Source organism: Spirosoma koreense, from assembly GCF_054777875.1.
Map to the genome: position 1 here is coordinate 1630205 of NZ_BAAHAC010000022.1, position 14209 is coordinate 1644413.

Below are 14209 nucleotides of genomic sequence, written 5' to 3' on the forward strand. Positions count from 1 at the left end.
CGCTTATCCCGATGGGGCTGACAGGAGCTTTTGAGTAGAGTGTATAAGCGAGCAGCTAACCCAGGGAGCAAAAATTCCTTAGGTTAGCTGCCGGGAGTGGGATAGGCTATTAGGGTAATACAAACCAGCGCTACGATTTTTCTGTCATCCCGACGCCAGGAGGGATCTCAGTACTTCCGGACCCATAAGTAAGGACGTTTTAAGATCCCTCCTGGCGTCGGGATGACAGAAAAATAGCTTGTTGTTAATAAATAAATCAGTCTGCTGGTCGTGCGGAAATCACGTTAGGGGCAGCTTTTTATTGTTTTACGCGTAGCGCCGTCGACTCAAACATGTTCATCAGCGAACCTTTCAGATGGTCATCGTCTACTTTGGTCAGCTCGATGGGGATTTCGCCCGCCTGATCCGTATTGAAGTAGATCGTCAGTTTGTCTTTTTCTTCTTCGATTTTTGTAATGGGCATGGCCGGTCTAACCCCCGCAGGGTCTTTTAGCTCACCGGTCAGTTTACCGTCTTTTCGGGCCAGGTCGGTAATGAATTTGGCGTCGCCCTGCGGGGTACCCGTCACCAGAACTTCCCATTTGCCGGCAAAAAAGTCAGCCGGTTGTGTCGTCTGCGAAAAGCCCCTGACACAAATACCCAGTAGAAAAATGAACAGAAATAAACTTACTTTTTTCATTGTGCTAATTGATTAATTGTGAAACGTTTACTGGAAAAATGTCTTTACTTAACGTATTTACATAGCAGGCCCTGCACCGAAAGCGGCAATGAGGTAGCCATTTGGTCGTCAGAGAAGCGAGTTAAGAATAAATTGTAGCCCCAATCTACTTGATTATTTACGGATTAAATAGAACTAATCTTAATAGTGTAAATTTTACGGAATAAAGATAAGGGACTTCCATTCTCAATCCGTAAAACTTACGGATTTATTTTTTAGCTTTGACGTATGAACTCGCTAGAAGAAGTCGACGACTTTGTCAGAAACGGCCATAAGCATTATCTGCCCCACCTGAGTCTCGACCCAGTCATTTTTGGCTACCACGATCAGCAACTCAAGATTTTACTGCTGAAATGGAAAGGACTCGATGGCTGGGGCCTCCCTGGCGGGTTTGTTCAGCGAAGAGAGCCCCTGAGTCAGGCAGCTCATCGTATTTTGCAGGAACGGACCGGCCTGGAGCAGGTATTTCTGCAGCAGTTTCATGTTTTTGGCGATTCACCCTATCGGCTGCAGGAGCGGAGTACCCGCGAGTTTTCCGAAAAATATGGCCTGGAAGTGGCCGACGGCAACTGGTTGTTCGAACGGACGCTGTCGGTCGGCTACTTCGCTTTGGTTGATTATTCGCAGGTCAGCGTCCGGACCGATTTTTTCACCGCAGATTACCGGTGGTGGGATGTAAAAGAAATTCCGGCGCTTTTGTTCGACCAGAACGAGGTGGTCGACAAGGCCCTGGCTACGCTTCGGCTTCAGATTTATCATCAGCCCATTGGCTATAATCTCTTGCCCGAAAAATTTACCCTGCCCGAAATTCACACGTTGTATGAAACGATTCTGGGCAAAGAACTGGACCCGCGAAACTTCTCGAAAAAGCTGGTGAATCTGGGACTGATCCGGAAACTGTCCGAGCAGCGTGCCATTGGCCCTCACCGCTCGCCCTATCTGTATCAGTTCGAAAAGGAAGCTTACGAAGAAGCCCTGAAGCAGGGCATCATCCACACGTATTAGCTGGGTAAGTCCTGCGGACGAGCTAACGGGTAAGCGAATCAGACTCGCGGTTGAGCAAGTTTCGATGGGTTTACCCGTTAGCTCCGGATGCGTCTGGAGCGTTGTGTAATGAAGCGACGAGGCAGAGGCTTACGGTTCCTGAACCACGAAGCTTTCATTGGGATCGGCCTGTACCACAAACGTCTTCGTGAGGGTTTCCGAGCCGGTGTCGAGGGTAAGCCGGTAGGTGCCCGTTTCCAGGGCCGAAAAGTCGAACTGCTGGTTCAGGCCTTTTTGCAGACTTACCGTTTCGGTGTAAAGCGCGTGTCCCTTGGCGTCCCAGATCGCCAGCTGTCCTTTTGTTTGAAGGGGTTGTACGTAGAGTTTTATTTTATGCGTGCTGGTCATGACCAGGTGCGTCTGAGCGGCCGACAGTTTACTGGGCTCATTGCTAGTGGCGAACGATGCGGTACTGGCTACCAGGCCCAGCATCAGAATAAATACTTTTTTCATGGCTTTCATTGTAAATGGTTGATTATCTGGTTTGATGGCCGGCTCTTCAGAGCGGGTTGCTGCGCTGCCGATCCGGTGAAACAAAGTTGCTATGTCCGGCACAAACCAGAAAAGCAAAGGTGATGAGCAACTGAATAAAGAAGACAAGTGCGGGTTTTCAGCAGATGAGTGCTTTGCCCCGATGACCTCGAACCGGCTCGGTGTATAACTATTTGGCTGGAATCGGCGGGGCGGCCGAACAACCGAACGAAACGGGGCGTTAGGCCAGGCAAACCAATTCAATTATTTACAACGACTCAAGTTATGAAAACACAATCGATTGCCCTGGGGCTGATGCTGGCCCTGCTGACGACCGGTGCTACGCTGGCCCAGCAAAACAGCGCTTCCATGAATTCGGGTACGACCAACATGGTCGGCAAAGAAACCAAGTCGGAGTTCGACCAGCAAAACCAGAAAGGAGCCGCTGCCGTTGCTGCCGTATCGGCTAGCCCGGCGAAGCTGTCCAGCGCCGACCAGAGCCTGATGATGGAAGTAGCCAAGGGCGGCATGATGCAGCTGGAAGTCAGCAAAGTAGCCGTGCAGAAAGCCACCAGTCCCGAAGTGCGTCAGCTGGCGCAGGCAGAGGTAGATGAACAAACCGGCCTGGCGTCGAAACTGCAGGAAATTGCCAGCGCGAAAGGAGTTACGCTGCCGTCGGGACCGGATGCCGAAACCCAGGCGATGGTAACCAAACTACAGGGAATGTCGGGCGCGTCGTTCGACCAGATGTACGTAGCCGAAAGCGGGGTTAAAAACCACGAGAAACTCGACAAGGTGATGTCGAAAGTGGAGTCCAGTGCATCGGATGCCAGTCTGAAAGGTGTCGGTCAGGCTGCCCACCCCCTGGTAAAAACCCACCTGAAAGTCGCGCGTCAGATCAAAGATAAAATGTAGTCAGTCAAAAAAAGGGTATTCATGCAGCCGGTCATCCTGACGAAGGATGACCGGCTTTTTTGTCGGCCTTCATTTTCTGTAACAGAAGGCCGTTACCACGCGGCTGTTACCACGTGGCCTTTGCCTAACAATCCAGCCAAACAGCAAGACGGTATGGACAACCAGCCGGTTAGCTTGCCAACGAAACACATCAAACATGGAAAGTAGAGCCAAAGTAGCAGGTCATCCGGCGCATCCTATTCTCATCGTATTTCCTTTGGGTTTGCTGCTTACAGCCGTCATTTTTGATGTTGTTTATTTCCTGAATGATAATCCCGCGTTTCCAGTGGTGGCCTACTGGATGATCACCGCCGGGCTCATTGGCGGTCTCCTGGCCGCGGTTCCCGGCTGGATCGACTGGTTTGCCATTCCGGCGGGCACCCGGGCCAAACGAATCGGGCTGCTGCACGGGCTGGGCAACGTTGTGGTGCTGGTGGTTTTTCTGCTAAGCTGGTGGGGACGTACTGACGAACCCGGTCATCACCCAACGCTGTTTGCCCTGATCTGTTCCTTTATCGCTTTCGTGGTGCTGGGAATAACCGGTTGGCTGGGCGGTGAACTGATCGATCGGCTGGGCGTTGGTGTCGACGTGAACGCGCACCTGGACGCGACCAATTCCCTGACCCATAAGCCAGACCTGCACACCAGATAAGGCGTATGACCTGAAGTTATGACTGACCAGAACGTGCTCGATACGGCGGCTAAATACCAGGCCTGGCATCACCACCTGGAAGAAAACCACAATCAGATCAACAGCATAGAGCCCGTTTATATTCACCGGGCAGAAAAAGACGGTAGCCTTTTATACGCCCTGCTTCGGATCAACGCCAACTCGCCTGAAGGGAGCTCGCTGCATCCGATCTGCTTTTTGAAAGGAAATGCCGTGTCGATACTGGTGGTATTGCTCGCTGAAGAAACAGGCGAAAAGTACGTGCTCCTGGTCCGTCAGCGCCGGATTTGCGATGGTTCTCAAACCTATGAGCACCCGGCCGGGATGATCGACGAAAATGATCCATCGCCCCACGATGTGGCGGTGCGGGAGCTGGGCGAAGAAACAAAGCTGGCGGTGAAGCCCGAAGAGGTAAAGCCGCTCTTCGATAAACCGCTGTATTCGGCTACCTCGACCAGCGACGAAGCCCTGCATTTTTTTTACCTCGAACGGCGCATGGCGCTGGCCGATATCAAAGCCATCGACGGGCAGCAGACCGGCAAAGAAAGTGAAAACGAACATACCTCTTTGCGCATCGTCACCTTTCCGGAAGCTCACCGACTCGTGAGTAACATCCACGGAGTGATGAGTCATCTGCAATACCTGAAGCTGACTGGCGAGTATGTGCTAATGAGCCAGCTCTGACCTCCATTCTTAAAAAAACAGAGAGCGCAAAGGACTTCGCAGGAGCTGGGCCGATACAACAGGTTGTCAGAGCTTTCTTTGTCATTCCGACCGTAAAGAGGAATCTTAAACTATCCCGTGAGGAGATTTCAAGATTCCTCCCTGCGGTCGGAATGACAACAGACGTGCTGTGCTGCGTTGTTTTCGGCAGAAAAGGAAACCTTGAGCAGGTTTATACTTTTTGGCTTCAAAATAAGAATGGGCTAAACCATCTCTTTTGAAGACGGTTCAGCCCGGTTCTGACCCACCAATCAATTACATTTTTTCGCCCGCCTGGGTCATTTGTTCCGTCTGGGCGTGGCCTTCCGGCATCGGTGGGCCCAGTACCGGCTCCTGTCCAAAGGGTTGCGCTTTCATTTCCTTGAACTGACCACGACCATCCAGTGAAGTGCCGTGAGTCCATCGCTGGTTCTGGCCGACGGTTGGCGAATCGGGATCGATGTTGGTATCGACAAACGTGTAGCTGAACTCCTGATGCTCCTGCGTCTGCGGGAAGCTGTTCGGAATAGGCAGCACGCCCAGCATGTTACCGTGCCCCAGTTCTTCGAGCACGGCCAGCCACTGCTGCTGGTGCATCGTGTCGCGGGCGATCAGAAAAGCGAGCATGTCTTTCATACCCGCGTCGTCGGTCATTTCATACAGGCGCGTAGCCAGCGTACGACCCGTCGCTTCGGCATTGACATTGGAGAACATGTCGGCTGCGATATTGCCCGAACTGACCACCCACGATCCGTTGAACGGTACACCATTGGCATCCGACGCCAGCGCGCCCATACCACCCGACAGAAAATGACGGGGATCGCCACCGCCCATCACTTTTTCCAGGATTGGGTCGTCGCCGACAATGCTTTCGATCACACTGCTGGGCGCTCCTTCCAGATTCAGGCACACGGCCGTTGCCAGCATTTCGATGTGCGATATTTCTTCGGTGCCCGTGTTGAGCAGCATGTCGCGGTAACGAACTGGCCCGCGGGAGTTCCAGGCCTGAAACAGGTATTGCAGACAAACGCGGATTTCGCCTTCGACGCCCCCGATGGCCTGCTGCAGGGCCCGGGCAAATTGTGGATTGGGCTTATCGACCCGTACTTTATACTGGAGCTTTTTGTCGTGATAAAACATAGATACTGGGAATTATTGGTTTTAAGTTGCCGGTTGGTTGACCGACTGGGCATTGGTGGAAACACCAGCCTGAGCCCAGGTACTTCCGGAAGCGACAGCCCGCAGAGTGAGTATCATAACCGTTGTTTCATGCGTCGATCGAACGGGTGCCCTGTGGCCGTACTTACCTTACTAACCCGCCGATACCCTGAAGTATGTCCGCCTGGTCCCGGTAAGTGAGGAAACGGATAGGCTATCGATCCGCCTTTTTGTTTGTTTTGGGGCTGGTCTGGGTTAGCAAACCGGCACCCAGTTCAAGCAGACCGAATGCCACGTGTGGCCAGCGGATCTGCCTGGCAAAGCCGAACAGCCAGGGGGATGCCGCTACCAGAACCCCGTTTACCTTATCGACAGCAAGGTGGGTAGTCATAGGAACCTGTTTGGACAGGCCCGCTTCGTAGCTGGTTAAGGCCGACAGCCCCAGTACGGCTACGCCCGTACCGACCGCTACCCGCCGGGCTGCATCGTTGCTGGCAAAGCCCAGCAGCCAGGGCGACGCCAGAAAAAGCGCTCCGGTCGTATAGTCCAGTATACCGTGGACTTTTGTTGGAATAGGTTTCATTGTGGTGATGTGTTTACGATTAAACTTTTCCCCGGTCGTCCCAGTGATCCTTGATGATAGCCCCCTCAGCGTTTCTGACGAGTCGGCGCGCATACTGCTGCCCTTTGATGATGCCTCGCTCGTCGGCCTGGCCCACGAAAGCAAGAACTGGGTTTCCATCCTCGTTCGTTTTCATCGCTACGTCGTAGCGTCCGAACCGGAACGCAATCATCTGTGAGGGGGCGTAGGTCTTGTTGAGGTGCTTGAGCAGCCGTTCTCCGAGCTTCATAGCCTGTTGGTTTGTGCGAAAAATCTGCCAGTGGTCCTCCCGAGTCCGTTGCAGGAATTGTCTTTTCTACCGCTGCCGAACCAAATCGTTCGTAGCAAACCGGGCGAGTTAGGTAACGGGCTATTCGGGCTCCGGGGGCAGTTTCATCAGGGTAGCGCCGGACCGGCCATTTCCTCACTTTGGGTATGAATTGTCTGCCCACGATCCGTAGCCAGGTTTATCTACTCACAAAAGCACAGACTAGCTATTAACCAAACTTTCTAAACGGATGACAAAAATTGTGTATACAGTGCTGCTGGGCCTGTCAGTACTGGCCTGTTCGACCCAGGAGCGGGATAACATGGACAACGGCACCGCAGCCGGATTGGGTGATGACTACGTGGCCAGACGCGTCAGTGGGGTTTGGCTGCTCAGTACCGACTACCACTACCAGGAACCCTGCAATTACCTGCCCGAGGAATTCGTCCGGAATCTGTTTCAACTGGGCGATAAGGTCGAGCTGGAGCGGTCCAGTGAACTGAAGAGTTGCGAACTGCGGTGGGAGGGCCATAAAATTGGTTTCTATCTGGAGAGCGAGAAGCCCTTCGAGTCGGTCTACCAGTCTGAATACTACTTCAACAAATTGTTCGAGCCTAAGGCCAATCGGCAAGCTGATCAGAACGGCGAGTCGAAGCCGACCCTGTCTGGCCCGCAACCGCAGGGAACCGGAGCCGAGCTGCCCGCCAGTACGACCACCGCAAGCCCGAAGCAGGATTCGGCCCGGGGCGCTCAGCCCGGCGCTCCGCTGGCAGGTGTTACCAGCCCCGCTCCCAAGTTGGTCGAGCCAGCCCAGAACACGGCTACGGGCGAAGCAGTCGATATGGTGGGCGACAAAGCCATCTGGGAACCGGGCAAAAAATCCCTTCACGTACTGTTCAACAACCATGTATTCACCGTGGCGGCTTCGATGCCCGGTGACCCGGCTAAACTAAAACAGGGCTGTATTGGACTGGCTAAGCTGCTGATCGACTCGATCAATAATCCGAGAGGGCATACTGGCAACTAATTCCGCGAGAATTGTTCACAGCCTAAACCGTTGCCTTACTTCTGCGGGGTATCCATAACCAAGCAGTGGAAAGACCGGTTGGTTATCCATGGCGATTGCAATAGAGTCATCAGCTAATTCCGTCCATGAAAAAAGTAACCTCCCTACTTACGCTGCTTCTGCTTGGCGGTTTTGTCAGCAGCTGGGCACAATCGGCCACCGGAACCGCCCAGGGGCAGCGTGGCGCTTCGCCCGCTCCTGCCGACAACGGTAGTAAAGCCAGTAACAGCCAGCTCGAAGGCAAAGGCGTTCCTTACGGCAAAGAGAAGCAACAACAGCAGAGCCGTTCGAAAGCCGGCCAACCAGACTACACCGGCAATCCGGCGTCGGGAACTGGCCAGAGAGCCCGGCCGGCGAAGAAAGCCACGGCTAAATCAGCTGGTTCGACGAGCAGTAATCAATAAATCTTACCAATCTATAACGCAACGAAGCCTATGCTGGCCATGAATTATCGGGGCCCCCGACGGGTCCGCATCGATCGTAAACCTTATCCGGAAATCAAGCATCCCGAAGATGCCATCGTACGGGTCACCCGCTCCTGTATCTGCGGATCGGATCTGCACCTCTACAACGGTAACGTACCCGATACGCGGGTGGGCATGACCTTTGGGCACGAGTTCATCGGGGTGGTGGAAGTGATTGGCTCGGCGGTCGAGAAAATAAAGGTAGGCGATACCGTACTGGTGCCTTTCAATATTGCCTGTGGCAAATGTAGCTTTTGCCAGCAGGGGCTCTATGGCAACTGCCACGAATCGAATACCGAAGCCACGGCCGTAGGGGGTATTTTCGGGTATTCGCATACGGCCGGCGGCTACGATGGTGGGCAGGCCGAATACGTACGGGTGCCCTACGCCAACTTTGGGCCAACGGTTATCCCGCCAGGTATGGACCCCGATGATGCGGTTCTGCTCACCGACGTGGTACCCACGGGCTATCAGGCAGCCGAAATGGGCGGTATTCAGCCCGGCGACACCGTCGTCGTGTTCGGGGCCGGTCCCGTCGGGATTATGGCCGCCCGCTGTGCCTGGCTGTTTGGGGCCGGGCGCGTCATCGTCATCGATCACATCGATTACCGGCTCGAATTCGTTCGGAACTATGCGCCCTGCGAAGCGTATAATTTCAAGGAGATGGACGATCCGGTAGTATTCATCAAGAAAATGACCGACTGGATGGGGGCCGATGTCTGCATCGATGCGGTCGGTGCCGAAGCCGAGGGGAGCCCGCTGCAAACCATTACCGGACGGAAGCTGCTGATTCAGGCCGGGTCGGCTACGGCGCTGCACTGGGCCATCAACTCGGTCAAAAAAGGCGGTATCGTGTCCATCGTCGGGGTCTACGGTCCCACCGATAACCTGGTGCCTATCGGCAATGTCGTCAACAAAGGCATCACCATCCGCGCCAACCAGGCTTCGGTCAAACGGCTGTTACCCCGGCTGATCGAGCATATTCAGAGCGGGGTGCTGAACCCCAAGGCAATGATTACGCACCGGGTGCCGCTCGAAGAGGTGTCCGAAGCGTACTACATATTCGCCAACAAACTCGACAACTGTATCAAACCTGTTCTTATTCCTCCTTCTGCCAGAGGTTAACCATAAGCTACCATGGAAAACAAAGAGTATGCGCACATCCTGGGCTGGGGTATCGACGCCGATCCGAAGAACGACCCGACTTACCCCATCAAGCACCGTACCGACGCCGAACAGAAGGGCTATAGCTGGGAGCGTCCTTCGCAGCAGCCGGTCGACGTCGAAGTACTCCAGTCGATCGAACGGCCCAACGTGAGCGCTGTTTTCGGCACGTCTGTACCGCCCAGCGGCCTCAGCGGGCAACTCCGCCGGCTGGCCTTCAAAGCCAGCGAGTCGGAATATGGCCACTGGCTACCGCTGCTGCTGGCCGACCGGATCAACGTGGTCGAAGGCATCGTGGACGACATCCGGCAGGGGCACATCCCGAATATTTTTGCCGAAAAAGGATTAAAAGCGGCCTGGAAGTACGACCGGAAAGGGCTGCTTCAGACTGTGGTCATTGGGGCCATCGTCACCACGGCAGCCGTCGCACTTTTATCGGGTAAAAAAAGCCGGAAAAGGGGCTAGGCCAATCGTGAAACCAATTTATCATCTTAATAAAATCAACTCAGACACATGAATCCACTGAACAATCCAGAACACAAAGAAGGCCCCGTGGCTAATGCCATCGAAGAACAAACCGCTAAACTTCCTTCCGATCTCTTTCTGTGGGCGGCACTCGCTTCCATGGGTGTATCGGCCTATTTGCAGGCAACCGACGACCGCAAACGTAGTTTGTTCGTAGGCCAGTGGGCGGCTCCTTTCCTGCTGCTGGGCCTGTACAACAAGCTGGTCAAACTGGAAGGGCACGATAAAACGAACAAAAAATAAAAACTGGGTTCTTCTGACCAGATCAGAAGAACCCGTTCTATTGCGTATAAAAACAGGGGTAGGCTACTGTACTGGTAGCCTACCCCTGTTTTTATGGAACCGGTATCGGTCCGGATGTTATACGCTGATCAGTATTCGTATTTGATTCCCATTTTCTTCGCCATATCGGCAAACATCTGCGGGTCGAACCCGTCGGCACCAGGGGCGTTGAACTGCGGTTCTTCTTCCAGGTCCGGTACCGGATAACCCGGCATTGCGCCCTGAACCACGAAGCACTCCTGGCCGTCGTCGGGATGCGGGCCGTTCCAGATCAGCCCTGCCTGGGTGTAATCTTCCGGACTAAACGTATAAAGCGACAGGTGCAGCTTCTGCTCCATGAATTTCCTGGCTTCGGGAAAAGCATTGTTGCTCAAGTCCGGAATAGGCAGCAGCTTGGTCACCTCAACGCCGGTCAGTTTCTCCAGCGCCTTGGCGTAAGCCACTACGTGGAGCCCACCCCGGACCAGCAGATAGCCTACCATCGTGCGCGCTGTCGGATCGGAGACCATCTCATAGGCCCGCATCTTGTTGCCCCGCGCTCCGCACTCCAGAAAGAAGTTATGCAGCAGATCGAGCTTCAGATTGCCACTGCTGAACACGTTCTGGCCGGACCAGAAATTACCCATCGAATCGACGGGCAGCGACGTCTGGGCACTAGACATGTAATGGTAGGTGTTGCGGGCATCCGTTGCGTTGGCCAGCGGAGCCTCTACCGGATCGAAGCCTCGTTTGGTTACCCCCGTCAGTAAGAGATTGATGGCATAGGACACCACCTCGATATGCCCATATTCTTCACCGGCGATGCTGGCGATCACGTCGTAGAACGGACGGATTTTCTTGCGTCCCCGAAAGTTGAACGACTGATAAGTGTAATTCATCAGCGTTGACATCTCGCCGAATTTACCGCCTAGTAGCTCCTGAATGGCAGCAGCATCGTTGGCGGAGGGATTCTTGGGGGTTGGCAACTCGATAGGAAGCCGATCCATTTTTAAGATCATAACCTTGGAGGGGGTGTTTAACAAGCCAGGAACATTCGTCCCTACAGGTCAACCCCCCGCTTCCGGAAATAGTCATGAAAGCCGGTGCCGGAATGATCCAATGGTCCTTTCCAGCACCGGCTAAATTTACCCTATGAACTCATGATACGCTCAGGCTGATGGGTTGTTATTCCGCGGCCGCTTTTTGGTTTACCGAGCTGGTGGCAATGGTTGTCAGTTTGGCATCGGCGGCTTTTTCTTCCTGCAGTGTCGAATCCAGAATGTTGGCAATTTTATCCTGACCAGTTTGCTGAGCCAGGGTGCGGGCCGTACCGTAGCTGGCAATCTCATAATGCTCCATTTTCTGCGCGGCTCCGATGATAGCCGCATCGGCCAATGGACCATCTTCCAGTTGAGCCAGTAGATCCTGAGCTTCTTCGATGAGCCCCTGCATGGCCAGACAGGTTTCACCGTCCGGGTCGATGCCTAACTGGGTGGCAATCTGTTCCAGCCGCGTAACCTGACTTTCGGTTTCGCGCATGTGAACCTGCAGCGCTTGCCGAAGCTGCTCGCTCTGGGCGCGCTCGGCTAGTTCTGGCATTGATTCCAGCGCTTGTTTTTCAGCTGAATACAGATCCTGGATCGTGTGTTCAAAAAAATCGTCCATTGTTTCCATGTATGTGTCGTCAGGTTAGTTTTGTACGCTGACTGGTAGGAGAACAAGGACAATTGTGCCCTGGCTTCGAAATCGACGATATGAGTGAGGCAGCGGCCTTCGGTGCGGACTGGTTCAGGCACGGCGCTCATCGTCGTTTTTCGGTATGCAGTTGAGCACTTGCGGTTTAACCCGGCTCTCGACGGGTAGATGGGCCGGATACGGCAGAAAATATTCTTAACCTTACCGGATTCGCTCTTGTTAAGGCCATTGGCAATCAACCTACCATGATTCAGATTGCATTTATCTTGCTCCTGGCCCTGCTGCTGGGGCTCAATTGGCAATCAACCTACCATGATTCAGATTACGTCTCTTTCTTCGCTGGGCCTGACGGCACTCCTGTTTTTTGGGGCCGTTTTTGGCCGGTATATTCTGTTTTCGCTTGCCTTCGAATGGCTGTTGATCAGGGCGCAGCCGGATTCGACCGAAGCTCGAACGGTTCAGGTTCGCCCAAGAAAGCCGGGTCAGCAATGGCGGGAGATTGGCTGGTCGGCACTGACTTCGGTCATTTTTACCGTCATCGGTTTGGGAGTCATGCTCGCTTACCAGGCTGGGTATACCCTGATCTACACGGATATTCATGACTACGGATTGCTATGGTATCCAGTCAGCATTGGGTTGGTATTGTTCATTCAGGAAACCTACTACTACTGGCTCCACCGCTGGATGCATCGGCCGGGAGTTTATCCACTGGTTCACAAAATCCACCACGATAGCCTGACGACCTCTACCTGGACAGCGTTCTCGTTTCATCCCCTGGAGAGTACCTTACAGGCTCTTATCTTACCCCTCATCACGTTTATTCTGCCCCTGCACGTTACCGCCATCGGACTCATTCTTATCATCATGACCCTGTCCGGCGCGGTGAACCACCTGAATACCGAAATTTATCCGCACCGCTTCGCCCGGCACTGGCTGGGCCGGTGGCTGATCGGGGCCACCCATCACAGCCTGCACCACAGCCAGTTTCGTTATAACTACGGGCTGTATTTCACGTTTTGGGACAAGTGGATGAACACCGAAAGCCCGGACTTCCCCCGGTTGTTTGCGCAGAAAAGCAAAAAGAAGGCCAACTGACGGACAGGTTCTTCGGCAGGCTCACCGAAAAGTCTTTCAGAATTTACGACGACGCAGCCTGACATGCCCTTTCGATCACTAATTAGTACGTCGGCTCCCCACTCACTACGCCAGCCTGTTATTAGGTGCGTTGAAAGAGGTAATGCGGTCAACTAATCTGGTGCAGTGGATCCGGAAAAGTTGGCTAATCGGAAACGCCTGATCAGTTCGTGCAGCTAACTAAACAACTAACGTTATGAAAAGTAAGTCGATGATAAGTCTTCTAACCCTGAGCGTAACTGCCTTGTATTCGGCGGGCTGGGCTCAGGTTTCCTCGTCGCCTACCAATGCAGGAGGGACTTCCGGCGGAACAACCAGTCGCCCGCACCAGAAAGCGACCGGCCGGCATGCCAATCCTGATTCGAACCCCAACACGCCGACCAGTTCGGGGAGCGCTTCGTCGTCAGACGGGCAGTATCGGCAAAGCGCAGCCGCCAACGGAACCGCGGTCAACAATAGCAACTCGACTAATTATAACAGCAACAACGTCACTAACGCACCGACGGGGGTAGGCAGCAATCCTTCGGTGTCGACAGACCCGACGAGCCTGCAGGGCAATGCCGCGGTCGAGCCCACGGCGAGTCCGTCTGGTAGCGGAACGCGGACGACCACCGGAGCCACCAAAGCGGTTATAACGGGGGCAGGCCGCTCACCAGAACCCGCCGTAGTGGCTGGCAGCACAGAACGAAATACCAGCATCCACGACTTTATCGCGTCATCGCCCAACTACGTTACGCTGCAAAATGCGCTCCAGTCCGTCGATTTATACACGACCCTGAAAGACGGTGGGTCGTACACGCTGTTTGCGCCTTCGAACAATGCGTTCAAGAAGCTACCCGCTTCGATGCAGTCGAGTTTGCTGGAAGGGCGCAACACGGAAGCACTGAAGCAGTTGTTGTCTTACCACCTGGTACAGGGAACGATCGATGCGGCTGAACTGACAAAGCGGATCAAAGCTGGCGGAGGCAAAACACAGTTGCAGACCCTGGCTGGCGGAATGCTGACCGCTAAACAGGGAGCCGGTGGTAACCTGACCCTGACCGACGAACAGGGGAAGACGGTCTCGATTGAATCGCCCGACAAGCAACAATCGAATGGTGTCGTCCACGAAATCGATGGGGTTCTATTGCCTAAAGCGGCTGCCAAAACATTCGCCAAATAAACCTCAGGCGTGGTCGGACTGTACGGAAGGACGAGGCAGAATAATGATGCCTTTCGGGAATTTCATTTTAGATTCGAAACAAACTGCTTCGTTAGAACCAGGGTCCCTGGTTCTAACGAAGCAGTTTGTTTATAAGCCACTCTATAAAATGG

18 protein-coding genes are annotated in these 14209 nt (G+C 53.9%); 11 read left to right on the plus strand and 7 right to left on the minus strand.

All coding sequences use genetic code 11. The annotated features are described in order from the left end of the window. Positions 1-298 precede the first annotated feature (298 nt). Entirely contained in the window at positions 299-679 is a 381-nt protein-coding gene (locus ACYVC2_RS20200) for a hypothetical protein (RefSeq protein ID WP_461105074.1), read from the minus strand. Positions 680-946: 267 nt separating this feature from the next. Here ACYVC2_RS20200 and ACYVC2_RS20205 point away from each other — a divergent pair, with 267 nt between their 5' ends. Beyond that, complete coding sequence (locus ACYVC2_RS20205; RefSeq protein ID WP_461105076.1) at positions 947-1723, plus strand: NUDIX hydrolase; 777 nt, start codon at positions 947-949, stop codon at positions 1721-1723. A 129-nt stretch (positions 1724-1852) separates the two neighbouring features. On the opposite strand, the gene ACYVC2_RS20210 is transcribed toward ACYVC2_RS20205, so the two are convergent. Next, the gene (locus tag ACYVC2_RS20210) at positions 1853-2215 is read right to left on the minus strand and encodes a T9SS type A sorting domain-containing protein (protein WP_461105078.1); all 363 of its coding nucleotides are present in this window, start codon (positions 2213-2215) and stop codon (positions 1853-1855) included. A 303-nt stretch (positions 2216-2518) separates the two neighbouring features. On the opposite strand from ACYVC2_RS20210, the gene ACYVC2_RS20215 reads away from it, so the two are divergent. The 3 genes from ACYVC2_RS20215 (at position 2519) to ACYVC2_RS20225 (ending at position 4541) form a co-directional block, all read left to right on the plus strand. Further along, entirely contained in the window at positions 2519-3148 is a 630-nt protein-coding gene (locus ACYVC2_RS20215; RefSeq protein WP_461105080.1) for a DUF4142 domain-containing protein, read from the plus strand. Positions 3149-3344: 196 nt separating this feature from the next. Further along, the gene (locus tag ACYVC2_RS20220) at positions 3345-3839 is read left to right on the plus strand and encodes a DUF2231 domain-containing protein (protein ID WP_461105082.1); all 495 of its coding nucleotides are present in this window, start codon (positions 3345-3347) and stop codon (positions 3837-3839) included. Between the two features lie 18 nt (positions 3840-3857). After that, positions 3858-4541: an NUDIX hydrolase gene (locus tag ACYVC2_RS20225; protein ID WP_461105084.1), complete on the plus strand. Its 684-nt coding sequence runs from the start codon at positions 3858-3860 to the stop codon at positions 4539-4541. 294 nt (positions 4542-4835) lie between these two features. On the opposite strand, the gene ACYVC2_RS20230 is transcribed toward ACYVC2_RS20225, so the two are convergent. From ACYVC2_RS20230 to ACYVC2_RS20240, 3 genes are all read right to left on the minus strand, one after another. Next, positions 4836-5699 (minus strand): manganese catalase family protein, encoded by an 864-nt coding sequence (locus tag ACYVC2_RS20230; protein WP_461105086.1) that lies wholly within the window; start codon positions 5697-5699, stop codon positions 4836-4838. Between the two features lie 232 nt (positions 5700-5931). Next, complete coding sequence (locus ACYVC2_RS20235) at positions 5932-6300, minus strand: SPW repeat domain-containing protein (RefSeq protein ID WP_461105088.1); 369 nt, start codon at positions 6298-6300, stop codon at positions 5932-5934. Between the two features lie 19 nt (positions 6301-6319). After that, positions 6320-6568, minus strand: a complete 249-nt coding sequence (locus tag ACYVC2_RS20240; protein WP_461105090.1) for a hypothetical protein — start codon at positions 6566-6568, stop codon at positions 6320-6322. A gap of 268 nt (positions 6569-6836) precedes the next feature. On the opposite strand from ACYVC2_RS20240, the gene ACYVC2_RS20245 reads away from it, so the two are divergent. The 5 genes from ACYVC2_RS20245 to ACYVC2_RS20265 all read left to right on the plus strand — a co-directional run bounded on the left by ACYVC2_RS20245 (position 6837) and on the right by ACYVC2_RS20265 (position 10048). Then, positions 6837-7613 carry a hypothetical protein gene (locus ACYVC2_RS20245; protein WP_461105092.1) on the plus strand — a complete coding sequence of 259 codons (777 nt, stop codon included), beginning with the start codon at positions 6837-6839 and terminating at the stop codon, positions 7611-7613. Between the two features lie 125 nt (positions 7614-7738). Continuing rightward, a complete protein-coding gene (locus ACYVC2_RS20250; protein ID WP_461105094.1) occupies positions 7739-8056 on the plus strand; it encodes a hypothetical protein in 318 nt (105 codons plus the stop codon). A 30-nt stretch (positions 8057-8086) separates the two neighbouring features. Beyond that, on the plus strand, positions 8087-9241 hold the full coding sequence (locus ACYVC2_RS20255; protein WP_461105096.1) for a zinc-dependent alcohol dehydrogenase: 1155 nt from the start codon (positions 8087-8089) through the stop codon (positions 9239-9241). A 12-nt stretch (positions 9242-9253) separates the two neighbouring features. Continuing rightward, positions 9254-9745, plus strand: a complete 492-nt coding sequence (locus ACYVC2_RS20260; RefSeq protein WP_461105098.1) for a hypothetical protein — start codon at positions 9254-9256, stop codon at positions 9743-9745. Between the two features lie 48 nt (positions 9746-9793). Then, the gene (locus ACYVC2_RS20265; RefSeq protein ID WP_461105100.1) at positions 9794-10048 is read left to right on the plus strand and encodes a hypothetical protein; all 255 of its coding nucleotides are present in this window, start codon (positions 9794-9796) and stop codon (positions 10046-10048) included. A 128-nt stretch (positions 10049-10176) separates the two neighbouring features. Here ACYVC2_RS20265 and ACYVC2_RS20270 read toward each other — a convergent pair whose 3' ends face one another. After that, the gene (locus ACYVC2_RS20270; protein ID WP_461105102.1) at positions 10177-11085 is read right to left on the minus strand and encodes a manganese catalase family protein; all 909 of its coding nucleotides are present in this window, start codon (positions 11083-11085) and stop codon (positions 10177-10179) included. A 166-nt stretch (positions 11086-11251) separates the two neighbouring features. Beyond that, on the minus strand, positions 11252-11731 hold the full coding sequence (locus ACYVC2_RS20275; RefSeq protein ID WP_461105104.1) for a YciE/YciF ferroxidase family protein: 480 nt from the start codon (positions 11729-11731) through the stop codon (positions 11252-11254). A gap of 342 nt (positions 11732-12073) precedes the next feature. Here ACYVC2_RS20275 and ACYVC2_RS20280 point away from each other — a divergent pair, with 342 nt between their 5' ends. Further along, positions 12074-12856 carry a sterol desaturase family protein gene (locus tag ACYVC2_RS20280; RefSeq protein ID WP_461105106.1) on the plus strand — a complete coding sequence of 261 codons (783 nt, stop codon included), beginning with the start codon at positions 12074-12076 and terminating at the stop codon, positions 12854-12856. Positions 12857-13091: 235 nt separating this feature from the next. Then, positions 13092-14057: a fasciclin domain-containing protein gene (locus ACYVC2_RS20285; protein ID WP_461105108.1), complete on the plus strand. Its 966-nt coding sequence runs from the start codon at positions 13092-13094 to the stop codon at positions 14055-14057. Positions 14058-14209 lie beyond the last annotated feature (152 nt).